Origin of the sequence: Clostridium sp. BJN0001 (assembly GCF_022869825.1) — a bacterium.
Lineage (GTDB): Bacteria > Bacillota > Clostridia > Clostridiales > Clostridiaceae > Clostridium.
Genome location: NZ_CP094971.1, coordinates 2,015,623 through 2,039,830, shown reverse-complemented (window position 1 = coordinate 2,039,830; position 24,208 = coordinate 2,015,623). Strand labels below are relative to the sequence as shown.

The window sequence follows — 24,208 nt, the reverse complement described above, 5'->3', positions numbered from 1 at the left end:
TAGTTTAGTATAATACTCCTGAATAGAAGATAGATGTATCCCTCCTGGGAGGTTTATTTAGAACCTATACCCGTAAGTTAGCGTATCATTCCATCAGGTAGAATTCTATGTTTAGCTGGTTGGGTTTCCCTTTGGGAATTACCCGTGTCACAAACAAGGTTATAAGCTATCTGATAGATTGGAAGTTCTATTCTATCTCAAATTTAATTTAAAGGAGATATATACAATGTCTAAATTTTTTAATAGTCCTGTAGTTGGAATTGATGTTTCAGCTGATTTTTCATATGCTGCAATACTCGCACCTAATGGTGATGTTTATAAAAAATCATTTAAGATAAAGCATGACGTAAGCGGCTTCAATTACTTAGTTAATGAAATAAAAAAAGTGGAAGAAGAGTTTAACATGAAAACTGGCATTTTCATGGAGTCCACTGGTGTGTACCACTTATCTCTTTTCCACTATCTTAATAATAATTTTGATAACACATTTGTTATCAATCCACTCGTTACTAAGTGTAACAAAAATGTGGATATAAGAAAAGTGAAAAATGATAAAAAAGATGCTTTATCTATTGCGAACATAGGAAAATTTCAAAATATTAAGTTATCTACGCCAAATGATCTTGATATTTTTCTTTTGAAAAATATCGTGCGAGAATACTATAAGCTTACAGATACATGTTCTATTTATAAAAAGAAGTTATCTGCTGATTTGAGAGTTATCTTTCCAAATTACAATACTGTATTTTCAGATTCCACATCTAATACATCACTTGAAATTTTAAGTAACTATCCAACTCCAAAATCAATAATAGATGCCTCAAAAGAAGATATACTAAAAATTCTTGTTGAAAAATCTAAAAAAGGTTTAACTTGGTCTGAAAACATCTATTCAAAGTTAATTGCTGTTGCAAAAGAAGCTGCGACTATTGGCGTTCCGCTAAGCGGTTTGTCTGTTAAAATATCTAGTTCTTTGGCATTAATAAAAGCTTTTGAAGAACAAATAGATAACTTATTAAATGAAATCAACACACTGATTGAATCATCTGAATTTCCTGAATCTATCAGAAATAATATTGAATTAATAAATTCAATTCCAGGAATAGGACGCTTAACAGCTATTACTTTAATAGCTGAAATAGGTGATATTAACGGCTTTATTAAGCCTAAACATCTTGTAGCTTTCTTTGGTATAGACAGTTCTATTAATCAGTCTGGTAAATTTCAAGGTGACCAATGCAAAATATCCAAACGTGGAACTCGAATCGGTCGAAGAGCATTGTATGCTGTAGCTCTTGCCTCAATTAGGCGTAATCGTAATGGAATCCCTATAAACAAAGTTTTATTGGAATACTATCAAGTTAATCTAAAAGGCAAAAAAGCTAAAGTTGCTTTGGTTGCTATAATGCACAAAATATTGAATTATATTTTTGCTGTTCTTCGAGATCAAACGCCCTTTGAACAAAGAGATCCTAAACTACATAAACAAATGTTTTTAGAAAATAAGCATCTACATAAGGTAGCTTAATTTATTTCCTGTTTTTGTAATCGTTCGTGTTTTTGAACGGTTTGTTTGCTATGCACTTTTTTAGAATTAATATTTTTTAGAAATTTACTTGACTATTATTAGCTGGTCTAAATATTTATCTCAATAAGAAATTATATCATAAAAAGTAACACAACATACACAATATTCTTCATATTATACAGTATACTTATTTTAGTAGGAGAAAGGTTATGAAAAAATATATTAAAAAATTTCTTTCTATTTTAGGAATTGCGTTAATTTTAATTTCTCAGGTTGGTTGCTCAAATAGAAATGAATCTAATAATTTAACTACTGTACGTTTAAATGAAGTAACACGTTCTATTTTTTATGCTCCTATGTATATTGCAATACACAGAGGATATTTCGAAGATAATGGTATAGAAATAGACCTTCAGACAGGACAAGGAGCAGATAAGACTATGCAGGCTGTTATGAGTAAATCAGCTGATGTAGGATTTTGTGGACCTGAGCAGACAATTTATATAAATAATCAAGGAAGAGAGAATTATCCTGTTCTATTTTGTGGACTTACACAGAAAGATGGTTCATTTTTAGTATCACGTGAGAAGACAGATCATTTTGATTGGCAGGATATAAAAGGTAAAGATGTAATAGGAGGACGTCCTGGTGGTGTTCCTGAGATGGTTTTCGAATACGTAATGAAAAAAAATAATATTGATCCTAAAAAAGATGTAAATATGGTAAATAATATTGATTTTGCAGCAACTGCAGGAGCATTTAAAGGTAATACTGGTGACTATGTAACATTATTTGAACCAACAGCTTCAGCTATAGAAAAAGAAGGATCAGGTAAGATTGTTGCTTCAATTGGAGAAGATTCTGGAGAGATACCATATACATGTTTCTTTGCTTCTAAAGAATATATAGCAGAAAATGAAGAAATAGTTCAAGGTTTTACTAATGCTATTTATGAAGGACAGCAGTGGTATTTTCATCATAATACTTCTCAGATTGCTGATGAGATAATAGATTATTTCCCAGGAACAGATAAGCAGACAATTGTTACTGTTCTTGATAATTATAGAAAGATAGATTCACTTGCCAAAAATCCACGAATTGAAAAAGAAAATCTTGATAAACTCATGGATATAATTCAAGATTATGATAATTCTCTTTTAAAGGAAAGACCTTCATATGATAAGATAGTTGATAATTCATTTGCTGATAAAGCAATGAATAAATAGCTAATCTTTTAGTAAAGGGGTGACAAGAGATGAGTCTACTAAAGATATCAGATGTTTCTAAAAATTATCATTCAGTAAATGGTGAAACTCGTGCGCTTTTGAATATAAGTTTTAATGTTGATGAAGGCGATTTTATATGTATACTGGGTCCGTCTGGATGTGGAAAATCAACGCTTTTGAATATTTTAAGTGGTCTTTTAGAAGCATCAGCTGGTAAGGTTCTCTATGAGAATTCTAGTATAGATGAAAATGTTGATAAGATTGGATATATGTTTCAAAAAGACAATCTGTTTGAATGGTATACCGTTTATGAAAATGTTATTTTGGGATTAAAGATTAAAAAACAATTAAATAAAGAATCTATAAAGAGGGTTGACTTTCTTTTAAATCAGTATGGACTTTATAAATTTAAAGATTATTACCCAAAAGAGCTTTCAGGTGGAATGAGGCAGAGGGTTGCACTTATAAGAACTCTTTCGTTAAATCCAGAGATACTATTTTTAGATGAGCCTTTTTCTGCACTTGATTATCAGTCAAGGCTTCTTGTTTGTGATGATGTGTATAAGATAATTAAGAATGAAAAAAAGACTGCAATAATGGTAACTCACGATATAGCAGAGGCAATTTCACTTGCACAGAGAGTAATAGTTTTAAGCAAGCGTCCATCCAGAATAAAAAGAATTATAGATATTAATTTTAAAAATAAAGATCTTACTCCATTTCAGAAAAGAGAAGAGTCTGAATTCAAAGAATATTTTGATCTCTTATGGAAGGAGCTTGATAAATAATGTTTAGAAAGAGGAAGGATAAATATATTGGTAGCTTAGAGCATAGAAAATATTTAAAAAAAGTGAAAAGAGAGAAAATTAAGATAACAGTAATAAGAATAGTTATACTTGTTGTTTTTATCTTTCTCTGGCAAATTGCAGCAGACTTAAAATGGATAGATCCATTTTTAACATCAAGTCCATCAAGAATTATAGAGTGTTTTATTTCATTATATAATGATGGAAGCATTTTTACTCATATATATGTTACGTGCTATGAAACCATAATAGGATTTCTTTTAGGTACTGTTCTTGGCGGATTTATTGCTGTCCTTTTGTGGTGGTTTAAGAATGCCTCAAAAGTACTTGATCCGTATCTTGTAGTCTTAAATGCTCTTCCAAAAGTTGCTCTTGCACCTATAATTATTTTTTGGATAGGAAATGGTATGGCCTCAATAATTGCAATAACTCTTCTTATTTCAATAGTAACAACAATCATAAGCATACTTACAGCTTTTAATGAAATAGATGATGAAAAAATGATGCTTATGAAAACCTTCAGGGCAAATAGATTTCAAATATTAAAATATCTTATTTTTCCATACTCCATTCCAGTTTTTATATCAGCACTTAAAATAAATGTTGGACTATCATGGGTAGGAGTAATAATGGGAGAATTTTTAGTGGCTAAAAAGGGACTTGGTTTTTTAATAATCTATGGAGGTCAAATAGCAGAACTTGATATGGTAATGATGAGTATAGTTATTTTAGCTTTTGTAGCTTTTATTATGTATAAGGCTGTTTCGATAATAGAAAAGAAATTTATAAAATCAGAGTAAATATGAATAAATAAGTCTAAATGATATAAAATAAAAATATTATTTTATTAAAGTGTTTATACACTTTATAAGTTTTTATGGAGGAAGTATGAAGATTTTAAAAGAATATATTTTTATAACTATAGGTGTATGTTTTGATATTATATCTCTTGAATATTTTTTCTTCCCTAATAGTATTGCAAACGGTGGAGTGACAGGACTTGCACTTATAGTTAATTCGCTTTTTAAAATAAATACTGGAATTGTAATGCTTATATGTAATGTAATATTATTTATTTTGGCATTTGTATTTATAGGAGGCAGGTTTGGAATAAAGAGTGTTTATGCAGCATTTACACTTACATTTGGTATAGTAGTATTTGAAAAATTTTTAGTATCAATGCCTGTTACGGATAATCTGATTCTTGCATCTATTTTTGGAAGCCTTATATTATCAATAGGAACAGCTCTCATGTATTCTCAAAATGCGACAACAGGTGGAACGAGTATTACTGCAAAACTTTTATCAAAATATTTTCATATTGATTTTGGAAAAGGACTTCTTATTTCAGATTCTATAGTAGTTTTACTTGCATTATATACTTTTGGAGTTGAACTTGGTCTTTTTGGACTTATAAGTATATATATAACAGGAACACTTATAGATAAGCTTATATATGGATTTAATTTATCAAAACAGATAATGATTTTTACAAGCAGAGAAAAGCTAATTTCAAACTATATAATAAAGAATATTTCAAGAGGATGTACAGTTTTTTATGGAAAGGGAGGTTTTACAGGAAAAAATACATGTATGGTTCTTACAATTTTGAAGAGAAGTCAATTTATAAAGTTAAAGAAGTTTATAAAAGAGAATGATCCTAAAGCGTTTATTACTGTTGCAGAAACAACTGAGGTGTTAGGAAAGGGATTTTCAAGTTTTGATGAATAAATAAAAACTTTCGCCCAAATGGCGAAAGTTTTTTATAATTATCTCGATTTTAAATTAATCTTTATTCTTGTTAGTAGATTTTCTATGCTTCTTTTTTACTGAATATCCAAATGTTCCAAGAGGTTTTTTATTAAGTGCATAATATTCTCCGTGACTGTAACATATTAAATCAGCTTTATCTAAACATATTTTATTATTTTTATCTAAAAGAAATTCATCTACTTTAACATTAACTATTTTTAATAGAAATAAATCATGTGTACCAAGATTTGTAATGCTCATAAGCTTACATTCTAATGCTACAGATGACATATCAAGTGATGGAGTATCAATTTGTACTCCTTTATTAAGTTTTAAACCAAAATGTTTGATTTTATCTACTTTCCTGCCAGAAACAACTCCACAGTAGTCTACTATTTTAACCATATTGCGTGAAGGAAGATTTATTACACATTCACCACTTTCTTTTATATATTCATGTGAAAGACGTGATGGTCTTATTCCCATTGCAATAACTGGTTCTTTTGTGCATACTGTACTTATCCATCCTACTGTAAAGACATTAACTTTTCCTTCGTTATTTTTAGAAGTTACAAGTACTACAGGAGTTGGGTTTAGCATTACGCTTCCTTTAAAATTAAGTTTGCTCATATTTAAAGGTCTCCTTTTTTATTAATATCTTCTTCTTGAATAATTATATCTTCTTCTGTTATTACGTCTTTTTCTATTTCTTATTAAAGAAGATAACATAAATATTAGTGATAAAATTATTATAATTGCTACTATTACAGCTAAATATGTGATTAAATTATCTTTAAAAATCTGTCCAAAGCTTACTGTTATAGTACCAGATACTTTTTCTTCATGATTTCTTGTTTTATAAGTTAAATCTATATCTTTTGTTCCTAAAAGCTGCCATGCAGATTTTGAAGTATTATCATATTCAATTTTTGAATCAGCGTCATTTATATTGTTTTTGTAATATGTTACATTCTGAGTTACTTTTACAGGTGCATTTAAAGTTTTTTCAGGGCCAAAGAAGATAAAAGGTTTGTATTTTACTTCTATATCTGAAACTACAGAATTACTTGGCATATATGTCTCTTTTTCTGCACTAAAGCTGTAATCCATTATTTTATCCATATCATTAAACTTTGACATGTCAGCATTATCAATCTGTTTACTTTTTAAAATAATTCCGACAATTTTTCTTCCGTCACGTTCATATACAGCTGCAAGACATCCTCCAGCTTGACTTGTATGACCTGTTTTTCCAGCTATATTTCCATCCTCACCTAAAGTAAGGTTTCTATTTTCAAGCATAATTTTTTTATCATTTACATCAATAGATGTATCTTTTAGTTCCATTACGCTTCTTTCCCAGTCATTATCAAATGCAGCTTTTGTAATAAGAGAAAGGTCATAAGCTGTAGTATAATGATTTTCATCATGAAGACCATTAGCTGTTATAAAGTGACTGCTTGTAGCTCCAAGTGAAGCAGCTTTTTCATTCATCATATCAGAAAAACCATCTGATGAACCACCAACATTATCAGCTATCATATATGCAGTATCATTTCCAGAGAAAAGAAGAAGTCCTTTCATAACATCATCAGCTGTCATAGTATCTCCAACTTTCATGGAATTATGCATAAAATTTATATTTATAGAATATTCAGGCTGTTGTTTTGCCGAATCGGTAAATGTAATATCATCTGTTTTACTTTTATTTTCTGCAAGAAGAAGACCTGTTAAAAGCTTTGTACAACTTGCAGGATATCTTTTAGAATCTCCATCTTTTTCATAAATAACTTCACCTGTTTCATAGTCCATTGCAAGTGCTGCTTCTGCCTGAATATCAGGAAGATTTGAAGATGAATTAGTAGCAGCATATACTGCTTTTACAGGTAATGTAAATGTGAGTATAAGTCCTAATGCCAATTGTTTTATAAGTGTTTTTCTGTTCAAGGTGTATCTCTCCGCTTCTAATATATTTTTAAACATTTTAAGTATAACATTTATAAATATTAATAACAACGAAGAAAAAATAAAAAATATATAATATTAAATCGAATTCTGAACAAAATAAAGTAAGAGAAAAGAGGTGTAAACAAATGAAAAGAATAATAAAAATTATTTCTACTGTATTATTTATTGTCATCTTAGTCAATTTTAAAACGTATGCGAAGGAAAATAAACCAATTTCTGAATTAAATGAAAAGGTGGTGTTTTTAACTTTTGACGACGGGCCTTCATTTAATAATACAGATAAAATTTTAGACATACTAGAATCTAATAATGTAAAAGCTACATTTTGCGTTATAGGTAAAAATGCAGAAGAAAATTTAAATACATTAAAGAGAATATTGAATCTTAATATGGCTGTAATTCCACACTGCTATAATCATGAATATCATACTCTTTATTCATCTGTTAATTACTATATAAATGATTTAAAAAAATGTATGGAGATAATTCAAAGTGCAGGAGGAAGTGATATGAAGCATAAGTTTGTCAGGATGCCTGGAGGATCAGATAATCATGTTGCAAATTCTTCAATTTTAAAAATGATAAGAAGCGAACTAAGAAATGAAGAAATTGATTATATTGATTGGAATGTGGATTCTGGGGATGCGTTAAGAACGCTTGTACCTCAATGTGAAATTGAACAAACAATAAGAAAGCAGGCTGGAAAAAGAGAAGTAGAAGTTGTACTTATGCATGATCTTGAAAATAAGAAAACAACAACAGCATCACTTCAGAGTATAATAAGTCTTTATAAAAAATTAGGATACGAATTCAAATCATTAAATGATATAAGTGATGAAGAATATTCATATCTTAGAAAACATAATGTTATTGATAGAGTAAAGAGAAAATAAAAATTGACATTTAGTTAAAATTTTTAATTTAACTAAATGTCAATTAAGTTTACTTTAATAATTCAATTATATGTTTTTTTGCATTTATTTCATAAGAATCATCTAAATCGTTAAGAACTATTTTTTCAGCATATTTCTTTTGAAGTGCAGTTTCAAGAAGTCTATCTGCAAATTCAGGATTCTTTGAAAGAAATGATCCATGAAAATATGTTCCAAATGTATTTTTATATATGCAACCCTCATAGCCATCACTTCCGTTATTACCATACCCATGTATGCATTTTCCAAGAGGAGTATGCTTATTTATATAAGTTCTTCCTGAGTGATTTTCAAATCCTACATATGTTTCATTAAACTTTTCACAGAATATTTCTGTATTTCCGATAAATCTTTTATCTCCGCCCTCAGTATATATATCGAGTATTCCAAGACCTTCGATTTTTTCACCTTCAGGTGAAGTATAGTATTTACCAAGAAGCTGATAGCCTCCACATATAGCCATAAATACTTTTTCACTTTCTATATATTCTGAAATATCATTTTTTTTACATGCATTTAAATCTTTAGATACAATCGATTGTTCATAATCTTGGCCACCACCAAAAAATATAATATCCGTATTATTTATATCTATTTTATCATTTAATGAACAGTTTACTATGTTCACATTGATTCCACGAAGAGATGCTCTATATTTTAATATTAAAACATTACCTAAATCTCCATATACATTAAGTAAATCTGGATAAAGGTGACAAATAGTTAAATTCATAAAAATCCTCCTTTCAATTTACCACAATTTTTTTATATAGCCTTTTGAGAAAAGAAATTTTCTATAGTTTATCATTGCTGTATAAGTTGCTAGAATATAAATGTTATCAGATGAAGCAGCTTTTAAATTTTCTGTAAGAGTTTCGTAATTATCATCTAAAACAAATTTATTTACATCAAGACCTGCAACTTTTAATCTTACAGCCATATCATACATTCTTATACCTGAAATAAAAATATTTTTTATATCAAGTATATTTATTTTTTCAAAATCAACGTCCCATATCCATGATACATCTCTACCATCAGCATAATTATCATTTAACATAAATAAAACAGAAAGATCTCCATTATTTAATAAAAGTGTATCTAATGCTTGATTATATCCTGCAGGATTTTTTACAAGAATAATATGAATGTTTTTATCATCTATATTAAATTGTTCTTGTCTTCCAAAACTTGAATTCTGAGTAGCTAATGATAATTTTATTGAAGAATCCTGTATGCTAAGTTCTTTTGCACATGAATAAGCACAGAGTCCATTATAAATATTGTAAACACCAGATTGATTTATCATAATTTCAGTATTGTTAATAAGTACTACTGAAGATTCAGATGATAAATTTAAAATTTTATCAACAGAGTAAGTAAGCTTTGGTCTTTTATATCCACAGCAAGGACAGTAAAAATCACCAAGGTGATTATAAGTTATAAAATTATATTTATAAGGTGCCTTACAGAACTTACAAAACTTTGCATCTGCATTTATATCAGGAGCGTTATTATTCTTTATTGGTTCATTAAATCCGTAATAAATAACTTCATTTTTTATGTCAAGTTTTCCTAAAAGAGATTCATCTGCATTTAAGATAAGTTTCGTATCTGGAACTTTTTTTATTCCTTCAAGTATTTTCTTTAAAGTAGTATAAACTTCCCCATATCTATCGAGCTGATCTCTAAACAAGTTTGTTATTGTTATTATTTCAGGAGTTATGTATTCTGTGATGAATTTTACATTAGCTTCATCAACTTCAATAACAGCATATCTGTTTTTGATCTTTTTAAATAGTGAAAAATTAGCAATAAAGCATGCAACAATTCCAGGATATAGGTTTGCACCTGTGTTATTTGTTATTACATAATTTCCATTTTGCTTAAGAATGTTATAAATCATGCTTGTAGTTGTTGTTTTTCCGTTTGTCCCGGTTATTAATATTACTCTATAGCCTCTGCTTACTGTCTTTAGTATAGTTTTATCAATTTTTAATGCGATCTTACCAGGAAAATTACTTCCTCCTTTTAATAGATGTTTTGAAGTAAATGCAATAAATTTTGAAATAATTATACTTAAAAATGATTTAATATTAATGTTCCTCACCGCCTAAATCTGTCTTATTAAAATTAACAATTAAAATAAGTATATCACAAAATTATTAAAAGGAAAGAAAAAGTATATACAATTCAATTGTTTTATATATTTAAATGTCCTATAATTATAATATATAAGTAATTTAGAGGTGCGGATTATGATAAAAGTAACAGTTAATATCAATGGGAGTAGTTATAAATTAAAAGGGGACAAAAACGAAAAATACTTATCTGAAGTTGCACAGTATGTTGACAGCAAGATAAAAGAGATAAAATCTATTAATTCAACATTAAGTACTGCGTCTGCAAGTATTCTTACAGCAGTAAATATGGCAGATGAATTGTATGAGATGAAAGATAGAGTAAAGACTATTACTGATGGTAAAAATGAATTAAAGACTGAAAATACAAAATTAAATGAGCAGATTCATAATCTGACAGAAGTACTTCAAAGAGTAAATAATGAAAAGGATGCATATAAGACATCAAATCAGGGTATAAAAAATGAACTTAAAGAACATTATAAAGGGATAGAAGAAGAATATAAAGGACTATCTGAGGAACTAAATGAAAAGAGAAAAGAATGCAGTACATTAAAAAAAGAAAATGATGAATTAAAAGAAGAAATAGATAAGGTTAAAAATTTAAATGAAGTTTTAAATAAAGAAATATTAGATATAAAAGATAAAAACAAGTTCCTTTATAAAAAAATTGAGGAATTAAGAGAAAGTCAGAAAAATTTAAGTACCGATAGTAAAGGTAAGGATAATCATATACAAAAATTGAAAAAGAGAAATGAAGATCTTACTTTCGAAAATAGCAAATTACAAGAAAAATTAAAATTCTCAGACGATAAAAATGTTGAAGTAAGCTTAGAAATTGAACGTATAAAGGGCTTAAACAGGGAACTTAAAGAAAAAAATAATGAACTTTTAAAACAGTCAGAGATAAAAGAAAAATCAGATGATGATATAAATAATGAAATTGATAAATTAAAATCACAACTTGAGAATGAAAAGATAAAAAGAGCAGAATTTGAAAAAAAATACGGTGATAATGAAAAAGAATTAGATAGAGTTAGCGAACTTTATATTGAATCAGATAGGAAACTTAAAGATACTGAAGAAAAAATAATACAGCAAAAAAATAAAAATTCTGAAAAGGGAAACAAAAAAGTAAAGCAGCTTGAGTCTAGAATATTAAAATTAAAATCTGAAATAGTAGAGAAGGATATAGAACTTGCAAAAGCTAAGAAAGAGTTTATAGCACCTAAAATAAATAAAAAGAAAAATAGATAGCTCTTATTATCGTAAAAATTTTGGAGGAAATTAATGAAAAACATAGAAGTATTAGCTCCAGCAGGATCAATGGAGAGTTTAATTGCAGCAGTAAATAATGGAGCAGATGCTATATATCTTGGAGGAGATAAGTTTTCTGCAAGGGCATATGCATCAAATTTTGACGATGATAATATGAAAAAGGCAGTAGATTATGCTCATATATATAATGTAAAAATATATGTTACAATAAATACAATTTTAAAAGATGATGAAATTAAAAAAGCAGCTGATTATGCAGCATTTTTATATGAAATAGGGGTAGATGCTCTTATTATTCAAGATACAGGTCTTATTAATATATTAAGGAAAACATATCCTGATTTTGAACTTCATGCATCTACACAGATGACAATTCATAATCCTGAAGGAGCATTATATTTTAATAAAAAAGGATTAAAGAGAATAGTATTATCAAGAGAATTATCTTTAAATGAAATAAAATATATATCAAATGATTTAAATATAGAAACAGAAATATTTGTTCATGGTGCATTATGTGTATGTTATTCAGGACAGTGTCTTATGAGTTCTATGATAGGAACAAGAAGCGGAAATAGAGGAAGATGTGCACAGCCATGTAGGATGCTTTATACAATAAAAGGCAAAAAAGGCGAAGAAAAAAAAGGATATCTTTTAAGCACAAAAGATACATGCCTTATTGACAATATAGAAGATATAGTAAAGAGCGGTACGTCATCTTTAAAAATAGAAGGAAGAATGAAAAAACCTGAATATGTTGCAGGAGTAACAAAATCTTATAGAAATGCAGTAGATAAGTATTTAAAAAATAGTAAATATGATATAAAAAATGGCAAAGAAATGCTATTAAAACTTTTTAATAGAGAAGGATTTGCAAAAGCATATCTTTATAAGAATACAGGAAAAGATATGATGAGTTTTAATTATCCTAAAAATACAGGCGTAAGAATTGGTCAGGTTAAGGATAATGGAGAAGTACTTCTTGAAAGAGACGTAGCCTTAGGAGATGGAATAAGGTTTTTAGAAAAAGGATTTACTTTAAGCAAAATTATAGTAAATGGTAATGAAAAAAATGAAGCTTTTAAAGGACAGAGTGTAAAGCTTTTTCCTAAAAACGGATATAAAAAGGGAAATATATTATATAAGACATCAGATAAAATGATGATTGATTCATTAGATAAAGATATAAAGTCTTATGAAAAAAAGATAAATTTAAAAGCAGAAGTTATTTTTAAGACAAATGAACCTCTTAAAATTAAAACTGAATATGAAGGAAATATATATGAAGTATATGGGGACATTGTAGAAAAAGCACAAAGTAGTCCTCTTTCAAAAGAAAGAATAGAAAAAGCATTAAAGAAATCTGGAGATGTAGCATATAAATTTTCAGATATAATTTTTAGCGCTTTTGAAGAAGGATTTGTAAGAATTTCGTCACTTAATAGTTTAAGACGTGATTTATTTAATAAAATAAGTGATCAGAAAATATCTTCATATAGACGTTTACCAGATAAAAAAGAATTTACATTTGAAAAAAATAAATCTCAAAAAGAAATAGGGATAATATATAGTTGTTTATTTAAAGAACAGTTAAAGGCTTTATTAGAAAATGAAAAAACTTTAAATATTGCACTAAATATTTTTTCGTCTAAATATAAGAATGCATTAGGTATAGAAGATATAAGAAAAGTAGATGGAAAGAGGATATTTATAAGCATACCATCTGTAGTTAAACAGGAATTTAATGAAATTATAAAAACAATTGATTCTGTAAAGGATAGTATAGATGGGATAATAACATCAAATGCTGGAATTATAAACCATTATAAGGATGAAATTTTTATAATTGGAGATTATAAACTTAATGTATTTAATACTGAAGCATTAGAATTTTATCTTAAAGATATTGATATAGTTTCGTTAAGTCTTGAACTTACAAAATCTGAAATAAGAAAAATATCAGAAGATAGAAAGAAAAAGACATCAGCAGTAAATATCTATGGAAAAACTGAACTTATGGTAAGTGAATATTGTCCTATAGGAAGCACATTTGGAAATAAAAGTTCAAATAAAAGTTGTAATAATGCATGTCTTAAAGACGAATATTGTCTTATTGACAGAATGAATGAAAAATTCTTTATATATACAGATAATTCATGTAGAAGTCACATACTAAACTCTGTTCCTACAGATATAATAAATGAGATGGATGAGTTAAAAAGGTTTGGAATATGTAATTTTAGAGTGGATTTCACAACAGAAGATTATAACGAAGTAAATTATGTTTTAGATGAAGTTTATAAAAAAGAAGAAAGAAAAGATAACAACTATACAAGAGGTCATTATAAACGAAAAGTAGAGTAGTAGTTAGGATGTGAAGAAATGAATAAAAGATCAATGAGGGTCTTAGAATTTAATAAGATAAAAGAAAAAGTGAAAAAGTATGCAAGAACGAAAACAAGCAGAAAACTTATAGATGAACTAACCCCTTATGATAATGTTTATGAAATAAATAAAAAACTTGATGAATGTAATGAGGCACTCTATGTGCTTATTGAAAAAGGAGCACCTCCACTTGAAGGGCTTTTTGATATAAAAGATGGATTACAAAAAGCAAAAAAAGATGCTTCTCTTATACCTGAACAGCTTCTTAAAATAGGAAGTATGCTTAGAGTTTCAAGAAACATGAAAGAGTTTTTTAAAAGAGAAGAAAGTGAAAAACAATATAAAAATTTAGAAGATATTATTTATATTCTAGAACCTTTAAAACAGCTTGAAGATGAGATTTCAAAAGCAATAGTATCTGAGACAGAAATAAATGATAAAGCAAGCGCAAAGCTTTTTAATATAAGAAAGAGTATAAAAGAAAAAAATTCATCTATAAGAGAAAAAGTAAATTCTATAGTAAAGGCGAATTCTAAATATCTTCAAGATGCTTTATATACAATGCGAGGAGAAAGATATGTTATTCCAGTAAAATCTGAATATAAGAGCAAAGTGCCAGGTCTTGTACATGATCAATCTTCAACAGGTTCAACATTCTTTATAGAGCCTATGAGTGTTGTAAATTTAAATAATGAGATATTAGAACTTTCTTTAAAAGAAAAAGCAGAGATAGAAGCTATTTTAAGAAACCTTACATTAAAAGTAAAAGAAAATTCAGCTGTATGTGAAAGTAATTTTAATGTACTTATAGATTTAGATTTTATTTTTGCAAAAGCAAAGTATGCATTAAGTTTAAATGCAGTAAGACCTTATATAAAAGAAGACGGAAAATTTTGCTTAAAAGGTGCAAAACATCCTCTTATTGATAGTGAAAAGGTTGTTCCTTCAGATATTTATCTTGGTGATGATTTTGATACACTAATGATTACAGGACCTAATACAGGAGGAAAAACAGTAACTCTTAAAACTGTTGGACTTCTTCATATTATGGGACTTTCAGGAATGCTTATACCAGCACAGTCAAATTCATCAATAGCATTTTATAGAGAAATATTTGCAGATATTGGAGACGAACAAAGCATTGAACAGAATTTATCAACATTTTCTGCTCATATGACAAATATAGTACATATAATGAAAAAAGCTGATGATACATCGTTAGTACTTTTTGATGAACTTGGTGCTGGAACTGATCCTACTGAAGGAGCAGCACTTGCAGTGTCAATTCTTGAAACACTACGTGAAAGAGGAGCAAAACAGATAGCAACTACACATTACAGTGAGCTTAAAGCATATGCTTTAAAGACAGATAAAGTTGAAAATGCCTCTGTTGAATTTGATATAAATACACTTCAGCCTACATACAGGCTTCTTGTGGGAATACCAGGAAAATCTAATGCATTTCAGATTTCAAAAAGGCTAGGTCTTTCAGATTATATAATTGAAAGAGCTAAAAATTATGTATCTGATGACAATCTTCAGTTTGAAGATTTAATACGTGATCTTCAAAAAAGAAGTATAAAAGCTAAAGATGATGAAAGAAATGCTAAAGTATTAAAAATAGAAGCTGAAAAGCTTAAAAATAAATATGATGAAAAGTATGAAAAACTAGAAAAAGCAAGAGAAAAAGCTTATGATGAAGCAAAAATAAAAGCTCGTGATATAATAAGCAGCGCTAAGGATGAGGCTGATGAAATACTTAAAGCAATGAGAACGCTTGAAAAAATGGGTATAGAAGGCGGCGGAAGAAAAAGACTTGAAGAAGAAAGAAGGAAACTTAAAGACAGTCTTGAAGATAAAGAAAAGATGTTATCTTATAAAAAAGAAGAGGATAGTGGGGAAAAACTAAAGAAAATAGAAGAAGGAATGCCGGCATATCTTCCATCTTTAAATCAGGAAGTTATTATTCTTACAAAACCAGATAATAAAAATGAAGTATTAGTTGAAGCAGGAATTATGAAAGTTTCTGTAAAACTAGATGATCTTAGAAAATCAAAACAAGTAAAGAAAGAAAAAATAAAAAAGAAGAGAGAAGTTAAATTAAACTTATCAAGAGTTGAATCAAGAGTAGATCTTAGAGGTCTTGATTCTCAAGAAGCGTGTATGAAAACTGATAAATATTTAGATGATGCATATAGGGCAAACCTTGGAGAAGTAACTATAGTTCATGGGAAAGGAACTGGAGTCCTTAGAAAAGCGATAACTAAAATGCTGAAAAATCATCCGCATGTTAAGTCATATAGGCTTGGAGAGTACGGTGAAGGTGGAGACGGAGTAACCATAGCTGTACTTAAGAATTAGAAGGAGTGTTTTAATGTTTTTAATTAGTGCTTGCCTTTGTGGGGTTAATTGCAAATATAGTGGAAAAAATAATAAAAATGATATGTGTGTTCACCTTTTAAAAGAGGGGAAGGCACTTATTATATGTCCTGAACAGCTCGGAGGACTTAAAACACCAAGAAAACCTTCTGAACTTCAAAATGCAGCTGATGAGATTTTAGATGATTCAGGAAAAATTATTACATGTGATGGTGATGATGTTACTCAAAATTATTTAAAAGGTGCAGAGGAAACACTCAAAATTGCAGAAAAAGCTGGTATAAAAAAGGCAATATTAAAAGAAGGAAGTCCATCATGTGGAGTGAATTATGTTTATGATGGTACATTTACACATAAAAAAATAAAAGGCTGTGGGCTTACAGCATCTATTTTAAAGAAAAATGGTATAGATGTATTATCAGAACAAGACTTTGAGGAAGATAAAAAACTTGTATATTTAGATAAATTTGATAAGAATAAAGCAAAGCTTATAAAATCATTTAAAATGGATGAACAGGAACAAAGGTGTGAAACTGAATTTGATTTATCATCTAATTTAGTTTCAGATGATATGCTTCCTGAAACTGTAAGAAATAATGTAAAAAGGCTTATGGTCTCACTCGCGAGAGATATGCTTGGTTTTGAAAGTGTTGATGAAATTGTAGAAGCAACAGGTTTTTCTAAAGAAGAAGTGGAAAAAATAATAAATGAAGATGGGGAAGATAAGAAATGAGTATAATATTATCAGATGAAGAAAAATTAAATGAAACAAGAGACTTCTTCCTAAAAATCTTTCAGGAAGAAGGAGTACCGAAAGAAGATTTAAAAGAAGCAATTTTAAATTCATATATAGATAGAGGATATAATTATAAGACATTTAATGATATTCCTCAAAAAGAAATGGAATTTGCAGTTTTAGATTGTTATGAAGCTGCAGGATATAAATTTGATAAAATTGAAGATATAGTAGAGTATTACAGAAATAAATAGGAAGATAGATATGAAATTAGACGTATTAAAAAATGAGCAGTTTGACATTTTTTATAAAATACTTGTTGATAATTTTCCAAAAAGTGAAAGACGAACATATAAAAGACATAAAGAAATGCTAAATAATCCTTTGTATAAAATATTTTCGTATAGTGAAAAAAGTAATATTTTAGGAATGATAGGGGAATGGGAATTTCAAGATTTTTTATATATAGAACATCTTGCAGTAATGAAAAATTTTCATTCAAAGGGAATTGGAACTAAGATGCTTCATGATTTCAAATTAAGATTTAATAAAGATATTATTTTAGAAGTCGAGCCGCCTAATACAGTAGAAGCAGTAAAAAGAATTGATTTTTATAAGAAATTTGGATTCAAGGCAAATGATTATAAGTATCTTCAGCCACCAATGCAGGAAGGTCAAAAAAATTTACCACTTATAATATTAAGTTCAGATAAAAAATTAGATAAAGAGCATTTTACAAAATATAGAGAAGTTCTTTATAAAGAGGTTTATAAAAGACGTCCTATCTAAAGAATAGGCTCATTAAAATATGAGTATACTTTATAATTGAAAAATAATTATATAATGATATAATATATAGTGAGTTATGTAGAATTTTCTTGCTAAATGTTATATAATTCACAAATTACATCAAATTAAAAAAAACTTTTCATAATTCTTTAACAGTTTTTAAATTAAAAAACTATAATAAAGACCCAACCTTTTAAAGATTAGGCCAATTTATTTTAGCGGATTATTTGTAATTTGCTACATAAGTAATGGTAAAGAATTGAATGTCACAATTTTTAGGAGGAGTTCATAATGGAACAATTAGTTTTAACATCAAGACAACATTCAGTAAATCATGAAGCAAAGAAAGTACTTAGGGAAGGAAATATCCCAGGAGTAGTTTATGGAAAAGAAATTGGAAACAAAATGTTTAAAGTAAGCAGATTAGATCTTGAAAAAGAACTAACAAAAGTTGGAGAACACGGAGTATTAGGTTTTAAAATAGAAGATAAAGAAGGAACTGCCGTAATTAAGGAAGTTCAGAAGAACCCTGTTTCTCAGAAAATTATTCATATTGATTTAGAAGAAGTTGGAAAAGATCAAGAAATGGAAACAGAAGTATTCATTAAATTTGTAGGAAAAGCACTTGTATCAGGAAAAGGTGGAGTATTCCAGACTAATAAGGATTCAATAAAGGTAATCTGTACAGCTGAAAACTTACCAAAGGAAATTGAATTAGATGTAAGTAACGGAACTATCGGAACTGTTTATACATGTGCTGATTTAAAGATGCCAGCTAATGTTAAATTAGGAGAAGATGCAGCAGATGTTATTGCTTCAATAACTACTGATGAAGAAATGCCAGAAGCATCAGATGATTCTGATGACAATACAGCAGTAGCAGCAGATACAGAAGCTAAACCAGCAGAATAAAATAGGTTTGAATTTTATTTTTAACTGCCTCAAAACAATAACTATTATAAATAATTATTGTTTTGAGGCAGCTTTTTTTAAAGCAAAAGGTGTTTATTTAAAAAATTATTTATTGTATAATAAAAATTGGAATATATATATGTAGGAGGTATATAAATGAATTATAAAGAAAAATATAATTTATGGATGAATTCAGAATTTATAAGTGACGAAACAAAAAATGAGTTAAAAAATGTTAAAGATGAAAAAGAAATAGAAGATAGATTTTACAAGGATCTTGAGTTTGGTACAGGCGGTCTTAGAGGAATGATCGGTGCTGGAAGCAATAGAATGAATATATATACTGTATCAAAGGCAAGTCAAGGCTTTGCAAATTATTTAAATGAAAACTTTAAAAATCCTTCAATTGCAATAGCATATGATTCAAGACATATGTCAGATCAGTTTGCACTTGCAGCTGCTACAACTTTTTGTGCAAATGGAATAAAGGTTTATTTATATGAAAGTTTAAGACCAACACCAGTATTATCATTTACAGTAAGACATTTAAAATGTTCAGGTGGTATAGTTGTTACAGCTTCACATAACCCTAAGATCTATAATGGATATAAGGCATATGATGAATATGGATGCCAGCTTACAGATAATAAAGCTAATATAGTAATAGATCATGTAAATAAAGTAGATGATTTTTCAAAAGTTAAGAAAATATCTAAAGAAGAAGCATTAAATAAGAATCTTTTAAACATGATTGGAAAAGATGTTGATGAAGCTTACTATGAAAAAGTAAAGGGATTATCAATAAGAAAAGATTTAGTTAAGGAAAAAGCAGATACACTTAAAGTAATCTATACACCAATACATGGTTCTGGAAACATTCCAGTAAGAACTGTTTTAAAAGAACTTGGATATTCTAATGTATCTGTTGTTAAAGAGCAGGAAATGCCAGATGGAGATTTCCCTACAACATCATATCCAAACCCAGAAAATGCAGATGTATTTAATATCGCACTAGATATGGCAAAGAAACAAGATACTGATATTATATTCGGAACAGATCCAGATTGCGACAGAATAGGTGTTGTTGTTAAGGATTCTACTGGTGAGTATAAAGTATTAACTGGAAACCAGACAGGTATTTTATTAACTCATTATGTATTAAGTTCATTAAAAGAAACAGGAAATCTTCCAGATAATGGAGTTGTAGTAAAAACAATAGTTACAACAGAAGCTGCAAGAACTATTGCTGAAGACTTTGGCGTTGAACTTATAGATGTTTTAACAGGATTTAAATATATAGGTGAAAAAATCAGAGAATTCAATGAAGCAAAGAACAAGACATATCTTTTTGGATTTGAAGAAAGCTATGGATATTTAGCAGGAACATTTGTAAGAGATAAAGATGCTGTAATAGCTTCAATGCTTGTATGCGAAATGGCACTTTATTATAAGCAAAAAGGTATGAGCCTTTATGATGCTTTAATGGATATATATAAGAAATATGGATATTATAATGAAAAATTAGTATCTCTCGTATTAGAAGGTAAGGAAGGACAAGAAAAGATTGGAGCTTGCCTTGAAAATATGAGACATACACCAATATCAGAGATAGATGGAGTAAAAGTTATAAAGAGACTTGACTATAAGGAAAGCGTTGAGGAAGATCTTAAAAATAATGTTAAGAATGAAATAAAACTTCCAAAATCAAATGTTTTAAAATATATTTTAGAAAATGGATCTTATTTCGTTGTAAGACCATCAGGTACTGAACCTAAGATGAAGGTTTATTTAGCAGTTAAAGGAAGTAGTCTTGAAGGTTCAAAAAAAGAAATAAAAGAATTTGAAAGCAAGGTTATGGAAATTATTAATAGCAAATTAAATTAGTATTTAGAATATTTAATTTAAAACGCCCACTTAAGATATTATTTTAAGTGGGCATTTTAAATATATTTTGCATAAAGGAATTAAAAACTATATAATTAGTTAGTAATTAATAAACTTTGAGGTGAATTATGAATTATAAAACATTTTATAAAGATAAATTAAGCAAAATGTTATTTTTAGAGATAGATGAAAAAGGATTTAAGAAACTAATTAAAATACCAGATAATATAGAGTTTGAGTGTAAAGATTTATACATTCCTATTAGCGCAGAATATGTTGCAGAGAATGCCCAAAATGAACTTAAGATACATAATATTCCTATATATTATTTTATAGAAGGAATGTTTACTGCACTTGGAGCAGATGAAAAACTTAAATTTAATAATGATTATTCTCTTATATTATCATACATACCTGATTCAGAGGAATGTATAAAAAGTGTTATAGCAGACAGAGTAAAGAAAGATAATTTCTTAGATGCTTATATATTTTTACGAGGACTTTTTAGATATAATGGAGAGAAGGAAATAATAGTAAAACTTCTTGCTGTAGGTGAAAAAATAAGAGAAAAGGATTCTGGATTTTCAGATATACTTTATTATGATATAGATATGTGCAAAGAAAAATTCAAAAAGCTTGCTGATCCATATCTTTATGAAGCTCTTATATTAAAAGATGATAAGGATTATAAAGGAGCAGAGGTAAAGATAAATGAATATCTAAGAAGAGGCGGAAAAAGAGATAGCTTAGTTAATAATTTTATAAGAAATATTACTAATTTGAGCCATTTTGAAAAGGCTACTGATTTGGTTCATGAACAACCTGAAAAAGCGATTGCATATCTTGTTCCACTTCTTGAGCAATTTGAAAAGAACCCTCTTATATATTATTATTTAGGAGTTTCATATAGAAAGCTTGAGAATTATGAAAAAGCAATTTATTATCTTAGAGAAGGAATATCTTTAGATTCAGGAATTCTTGAGATGGTAAATGAGCTTGGAATGAATTTTGCACTTATAGGAGATTATAGTGAAGCTGTGAAATACTTTAGAAAAGCATTTGAAGCATCTAAAGATATTGATATTTGTACAAATCTTGTAATGTGCTATATAAATATGAATGATATAGATATGGCAAAGAAAACTCTTGAAATTGCTAAAAAATTAAAACCTGATGACGAGGTTGTACAAGATATAGATAAGATGCTTAATAGACAGGAGAAATAGATGTTTATAAAGATACTTTCTTTTGATGTATTTAGTGAAAAAATTGATGATTTTATGAATTACATCGAGAAACTTGATAAAGTTAATATAGTTTCAGGAAATCCATCTATTTTATTAAATGGATTTTATAATAAAGAGTTAAATAAAAATTTTAAAGAAAAATATTCAGTTATAATTCCTGATGGAATAGGAACAGTTATTGCATCAAAACTTTTGAAAACTCCTGTAAAAGAAAAGATAGCAGGATTTGATATAGCAATCAAGCTTTTAGAAAAAGGAGATAAGGAAGGAAAATCTGTTTATCTTTTAGGAACTAAGCAGGACATTTTAGAAGAATGTGTAAAGAGAATAAAGCATGATTATAAAAATTTAAAGATAGTAGGATATCATAACGGATTTTTTGATATTAATAATTGTGACAATTTAATAAATGAGATAGAGGAATCTAAACCATGGGCTATTTTTGTTGCAATGGGCTCACCAAGGCAGGAAATATTTATAAATAAAATTATTCATAGAAGTAATATAGATGTATTTATGGCTGTAGGAGGAGTATTTGATATTCTCTCTGGAAAGCTTAAAAGAGCTCCAAAATGGATGATAAAATTTGGACTTGAATGGCTTTATAGAGTAATTGTAGAGCCTTTTAGGATAAAGAGACTTTTCAAGATTCCTGAATTTATTTTTAAAGCATTAGAATATAAATATATTGGAGAAAAGAATGAAAAAAGGAAGTAGTATTTTAAAATCAACGTTCATTATAATGGTTGTATCGTTAATAAGCAGAGGACTTGGTTTTGTAAGAGATATTCTTGTAACCAAAAATTTTAATATTGGTATAAATACTGATGCATATTCAATAGCAATTGGAATACCAGATACTATATTTACTTTAATTGGTCTTGCTATAGCTACTTCTTTTTTGCCAACACTTAGCAGAATACGAAATGAAAAATCTCAAAAGGATATGTATAAATTTGCAAATAATATAATAAATATTTTATTTATTATATCTATTTTTGTATTTATACTCTGTTTTATTAATGCTTCATACATAGTACAAATTTTTGCATCTAAAAATCTTCAAAAAGAAACTCAAGTTTTGGCTGTGTTCTTAACGAGAATAACTATTATAAATATAATGTTTTTATCTATAAATGCATGTTTTACTGCACTTTTGCAGATGAATGAAGATTTTGTTATTCCATCTATACTGGGATTATTTTTTAATTTTCCTATGATATTATATTTAGTTTTATTTAGAAATTTTGATATTACAGGTCTTGCAGTAGCAAATGTAATAGGAAATTTTTTAAGAGTAGTGGTTCAGATTCCATCTCTTTTAAAACATAATTATAAATATCAGTTTATAATTGATTTTAAGGATGAAAATGTAAAAAAAATTATTTATTTAATAATTCCTGTTGTTATTGGAGCAGGAGCTAATTCAATAAATATGGTTGTAGATAAGAATTTGGCAGCATCGCTTCATAGAAGCGGATCTATATCAGCTCTTGAATTTTCACAGAAGCTTGTTTTTTTTATAAATAATATAGTAACTGCCTCTGTAACGAGTATTATATATCCATTAATGGCTAATAGACTTAACGAAGGAAAGATGGATGAGTTTGTAACTCTGATAAAAAAATCAGTAATATATGTTTTTATATTTTTAATGCCTATCGGAATAGGAATATCAATACTTGGTAAAGATGTAGTTAAAGCTGTTTATTTTATGGATGAAAATGGAATGAGTTTAACATCATCTGCACTTATTGGTTATGGCATAGGAACATCATTTACAGCAGTGCGTGATATTTTAAATTCAACGTTATTTTCAATGGGAAAAACAAAGATTACTGCGATAAATGGAATTATTGGAGTAATAATAAATATAATTTTAAGCATAGTGATGTCAAAACATATGGGAATTATCGGAATAACATTGGCATCTTCAATTGCTATGGCAGTAACACAGTTTTTACTTTTTATAAGCATAATAAAAATTAACAAAAAGATAGAGTTAAATGATATAATAAAAAAAATGATGTTAATAATTTTAAATTCCATTATTATGGGAATTTTAGTTTTTGTAATGTATTTATTTTTGAAAAATTATATATCTAAATCACTTATGAGACTTGTTATATGTTCTATAGTAGGAATTATAGTATATTTTGTTTCATCAAATGTATTAAAAATAGATGAAATAGATGAAATAGTAGGTCTTATAAAAAAGAAAATCAGGAGGGAAGTTTAAATATAA

At 28.0% G+C, this 24,208-nt stretch carries 21 protein-coding genes; 17 read left to right on the top strand and 4 right to left on the bottom strand.

What is annotated here, in order from left to right; translation table 11 throughout:
* The first annotated feature begins 226 nt into the window (after positions 1-226).
* The 5 genes from MTX53_RS09945 to MTX53_RS09925 all read left to right on the top strand — a co-directional run bounded on the left by MTX53_RS09945 (position 227) and on the right by MTX53_RS09925 (position 5,291).
* Entirely contained in the window at positions 227-1,528 is a 1,302-nt protein-coding gene (locus tag MTX53_RS09945; protein WP_244833646.1) for an IS110 family transposase, read from the top strand.
* A gap of 209 nt (positions 1,529-1,737) precedes the next feature.
* Positions 1,738-2,754, top strand: a complete 1,017-nt coding sequence (locus tag MTX53_RS09940) for an ABC transporter substrate-binding protein (protein WP_244833645.1) — start codon at positions 1,738-1,740, stop codon at positions 2,752-2,754.
* A 29-nt stretch (positions 2,755-2,783) separates the two neighbouring features.
* Positions 2,784-3,542: an ABC transporter ATP-binding protein gene (locus MTX53_RS09935; protein WP_244833644.1), complete on the top strand. Its 759-nt coding sequence runs from the start codon at positions 2,784-2,786 to the stop codon at positions 3,540-3,542.
* Complete coding sequence (locus MTX53_RS09930) at positions 3,542-4,360, top strand: ABC transporter permease (protein WP_244833643.1); 819 nt, start codon at positions 3,542-3,544, stop codon at positions 4,358-4,360. Before MTX53_RS09935 ends, MTX53_RS09930 begins: the two co-directional genes overlap by 1 nt.
* Positions 4,361-4,448: 88 nt before the next feature.
* A complete protein-coding gene (locus MTX53_RS09925) occupies positions 4,449-5,291 on the top strand; it encodes a YitT family protein (RefSeq protein ID WP_244833642.1) in 843 nt (280 codons plus the stop codon).
* A 54-nt stretch (positions 5,292-5,345) separates the two neighbouring features.
* Here MTX53_RS09925 and MTX53_RS09920 read toward each other — a convergent pair whose 3' ends face one another.
* Both MTX53_RS09920 and MTX53_RS09915 read right to left on the bottom strand, forming a co-directional pair.
* Entirely contained in the window at positions 5,346-5,942 is a 597-nt protein-coding gene (locus MTX53_RS09920) for a flavin reductase family protein (protein ID WP_244833641.1), read from the bottom strand.
* Positions 5,943-5,963: 21 nt separating this feature from the next.
* Positions 5,964-7,259, bottom strand: coding sequence for a D-alanyl-D-alanine carboxypeptidase family protein (locus MTX53_RS09915; RefSeq protein WP_244833640.1), 1,296 nt, complete (start codon positions 7,257-7,259; stop codon positions 5,964-5,966).
* 146 nt (positions 7,260-7,405) lie between these two features.
* On the opposite strand from MTX53_RS09915, the gene MTX53_RS09910 reads away from it, so the two are divergent.
* Positions 7,406-8,173, top strand: a complete 768-nt coding sequence (locus MTX53_RS09910; protein WP_244833639.1) for a polysaccharide deacetylase family protein — start codon at positions 7,406-7,408, stop codon at positions 8,171-8,173.
* Positions 8,174-8,222: 49 nt separating this feature from the next.
* Here MTX53_RS09910 and MTX53_RS09905 read toward each other — a convergent pair whose 3' ends face one another.
* A complete protein-coding gene (locus tag MTX53_RS09905) occupies positions 8,223-8,945 on the bottom strand; it encodes a type 1 glutamine amidotransferase (protein ID WP_244833638.1) in 723 nt (240 codons plus the stop codon).
* An 18-nt stretch (positions 8,946-8,963) separates the two neighbouring features.
* The gene (locus MTX53_RS09900) at positions 8,964-10,322 is read right to left on the bottom strand and encodes a Mur ligase family protein (protein WP_244833637.1); all 1,359 of its coding nucleotides are present in this window, start codon (positions 10,320-10,322) and stop codon (positions 8,964-8,966) included.
* Between the two features lie 148 nt (positions 10,323-10,470).
* Between MTX53_RS09900 and zapA the strand changes: the two genes are divergently transcribed.
* From zapA to murJ, 11 genes are all read left to right on the top strand, one after another.
* Positions 10,471-11,610, top strand: a complete 1,140-nt coding sequence (gene zapA, locus MTX53_RS09895) for a cell division protein ZapA (RefSeq protein WP_244833636.1) — start codon at positions 10,471-10,473, stop codon at positions 11,608-11,610.
* Between the two features lie 33 nt (positions 11,611-11,643).
* Positions 11,644-13,995 (top strand): U32 family peptidase, encoded by a 2,352-nt coding sequence (locus MTX53_RS09890; RefSeq protein WP_244833635.1) that lies wholly within the window; start codon positions 11,644-11,646, stop codon positions 13,993-13,995.
* A gap of 18 nt (positions 13,996-14,013) precedes the next feature.
* The gene (locus tag MTX53_RS09885) at positions 14,014-16,377 is read left to right on the top strand and encodes an endonuclease MutS2 (protein ID WP_244833634.1); all 2,364 of its coding nucleotides are present in this window, start codon (positions 14,014-14,016) and stop codon (positions 16,375-16,377) included.
* 13 nt (positions 16,378-16,390) lie between these two features.
* Positions 16,391-17,128: a DUF523 domain-containing protein gene (locus tag MTX53_RS09880; RefSeq protein ID WP_244833633.1), complete on the top strand. Its 738-nt coding sequence runs from the start codon at positions 16,391-16,393 to the stop codon at positions 17,126-17,128.
* A complete protein-coding gene (locus tag MTX53_RS09875; RefSeq protein WP_244833632.1) occupies positions 17,125-17,385 on the top strand; it encodes a hypothetical protein in 261 nt (86 codons plus the stop codon). The genes MTX53_RS09880 and MTX53_RS09875 overlap by 4 nt, the downstream gene beginning before the upstream one ends.
* A 10-nt stretch (positions 17,386-17,395) precedes the next feature.
* Entirely contained in the window at positions 17,396-17,920 is a 525-nt protein-coding gene (locus tag MTX53_RS09870; RefSeq protein ID WP_244833631.1) for a GNAT family N-acetyltransferase, read from the top strand.
* A gap of 291 nt (positions 17,921-18,211) precedes the next feature.
* Complete coding sequence (locus MTX53_RS09865) at positions 18,212-18,832, top strand: 50S ribosomal protein L25 (RefSeq protein WP_244833630.1); 621 nt, start codon at positions 18,212-18,214, stop codon at positions 18,830-18,832.
* 156 nt (positions 18,833-18,988) lie between these two features.
* Positions 18,989-20,716 carry a phospho-sugar mutase gene (locus MTX53_RS09860; protein WP_244833629.1) on the top strand — a complete coding sequence of 576 codons (1,728 nt, stop codon included), beginning with the start codon at positions 18,989-18,991 and terminating at the stop codon, positions 20,714-20,716.
* A gap of 128 nt (positions 20,717-20,844) precedes the next feature.
* Complete coding sequence (locus MTX53_RS09855; RefSeq protein WP_244833628.1) at positions 20,845-21,942, top strand: tetratricopeptide repeat protein; 1,098 nt, start codon at positions 20,845-20,847, stop codon at positions 21,940-21,942.
* The gene (locus MTX53_RS09850) at positions 21,943-22,680 is read left to right on the top strand and encodes a WecB/TagA/CpsF family glycosyltransferase (protein WP_244833627.1); all 738 of its coding nucleotides are present in this window, start codon (positions 21,943-21,945) and stop codon (positions 22,678-22,680) included.
* Positions 22,664-24,202 carry a murein biosynthesis integral membrane protein MurJ gene (gene murJ, locus MTX53_RS09845; protein ID WP_244833626.1) on the top strand — a complete coding sequence of 513 codons (1,539 nt, stop codon included), beginning with the start codon at positions 22,664-22,666 and terminating at the stop codon, positions 24,200-24,202. The genes MTX53_RS09850 and murJ overlap by 17 nt, the downstream gene beginning before the upstream one ends.
* The last annotated feature ends 6 nt before the right edge of the window (positions 24,203-24,208 follow it).

Excerpts from the sequence above, each read along its gene's own strand:
- MTX53_RS09945 (WP_244833646.1), top strand. The coding sequence starts at position 227 with ATGTCTAAATTTTTTAATAGTCCTGTAGTTGGAATTGATGTTTCAGCT.
- MTX53_RS09940 (WP_244833645.1), top strand. The coding sequence starts at position 1,738 with ATGAAAAAATATATTAAAAAATTTCTTTCTATTTTAGGAATTGCGTTA.
- MTX53_RS09935 (WP_244833644.1), top strand. The coding sequence starts at position 2,784 with ATGAGTCTACTAAAGATATCAGATGTTTCTAAAAATTATCATTCAGTA.
- MTX53_RS09930 (WP_244833643.1), top strand. The coding sequence starts at position 3,542 with ATGTTTAGAAAGAGGAAGGATAAATATATTGGTAGCTTAGAGCATAGA.
- MTX53_RS09925 (WP_244833642.1), top strand. The coding sequence starts at position 4,449 with ATGAAGATTTTAAAAGAATATATTTTTATAACTATAGGTGTATGTTTT.
- MTX53_RS09920 (WP_244833641.1), bottom strand. The coding sequence starts at position 5,942 with ATGAGCAAACTTAATTTTAAAGGAAGCGTAATGCTAAACCCAACTCCT.
- MTX53_RS09910 (WP_244833639.1), top strand. The coding sequence starts at position 7,406 with ATGAAAAGAATAATAAAAATTATTTCTACTGTATTATTTATTGTCATC.
- MTX53_RS09905 (WP_244833638.1), bottom strand. The coding sequence starts at position 8,945 with ATGAATTTAACTATTTGTCACCTTTATCCAGATTTACTTAATGTATAT.
- zapA (WP_244833636.1), top strand. The coding sequence starts at position 10,471 with ATGATAAAAGTAACAGTTAATATCAATGGGAGTAGTTATAAATTAAAA.
- MTX53_RS09890 (WP_244833635.1), top strand. The coding sequence starts at position 11,644 with ATGAAAAACATAGAAGTATTAGCTCCAGCAGGATCAATGGAGAGTTTA.
- MTX53_RS09885 (WP_244833634.1), top strand. The coding sequence starts at position 14,014 with ATGAATAAAAGATCAATGAGGGTCTTAGAATTTAATAAGATAAAAGAA.
- MTX53_RS09880 (WP_244833633.1), top strand. The coding sequence starts at position 16,391 with ATGTTTTTAATTAGTGCTTGCCTTTGTGGGGTTAATTGCAAATATAGT.
- MTX53_RS09875 (WP_244833632.1), top strand. The coding sequence starts at position 17,125 with ATGAGTATAATATTATCAGATGAAGAAAAATTAAATGAAACAAGAGAC.
- MTX53_RS09870 (WP_244833631.1), top strand. The coding sequence starts at position 17,396 with ATGAAATTAGACGTATTAAAAAATGAGCAGTTTGACATTTTTTATAAA.
- MTX53_RS09865 (WP_244833630.1), top strand. The coding sequence starts at position 18,212 with ATGGAACAATTAGTTTTAACATCAAGACAACATTCAGTAAATCATGAA.
- MTX53_RS09860 (WP_244833629.1), top strand. The coding sequence starts at position 18,989 with ATGAATTATAAAGAAAAATATAATTTATGGATGAATTCAGAATTTATA.
- MTX53_RS09855 (WP_244833628.1), top strand. The coding sequence starts at position 20,845 with ATGAATTATAAAACATTTTATAAAGATAAATTAAGCAAAATGTTATTT.
- MTX53_RS09850 (WP_244833627.1), top strand. The coding sequence starts at position 21,943 with ATGTTTATAAAGATACTTTCTTTTGATGTATTTAGTGAAAAAATTGAT.
- murJ (WP_244833626.1), top strand. The coding sequence starts at position 22,664 with ATGAAAAAAGGAAGTAGTATTTTAAAATCAACGTTCATTATAATGGTT.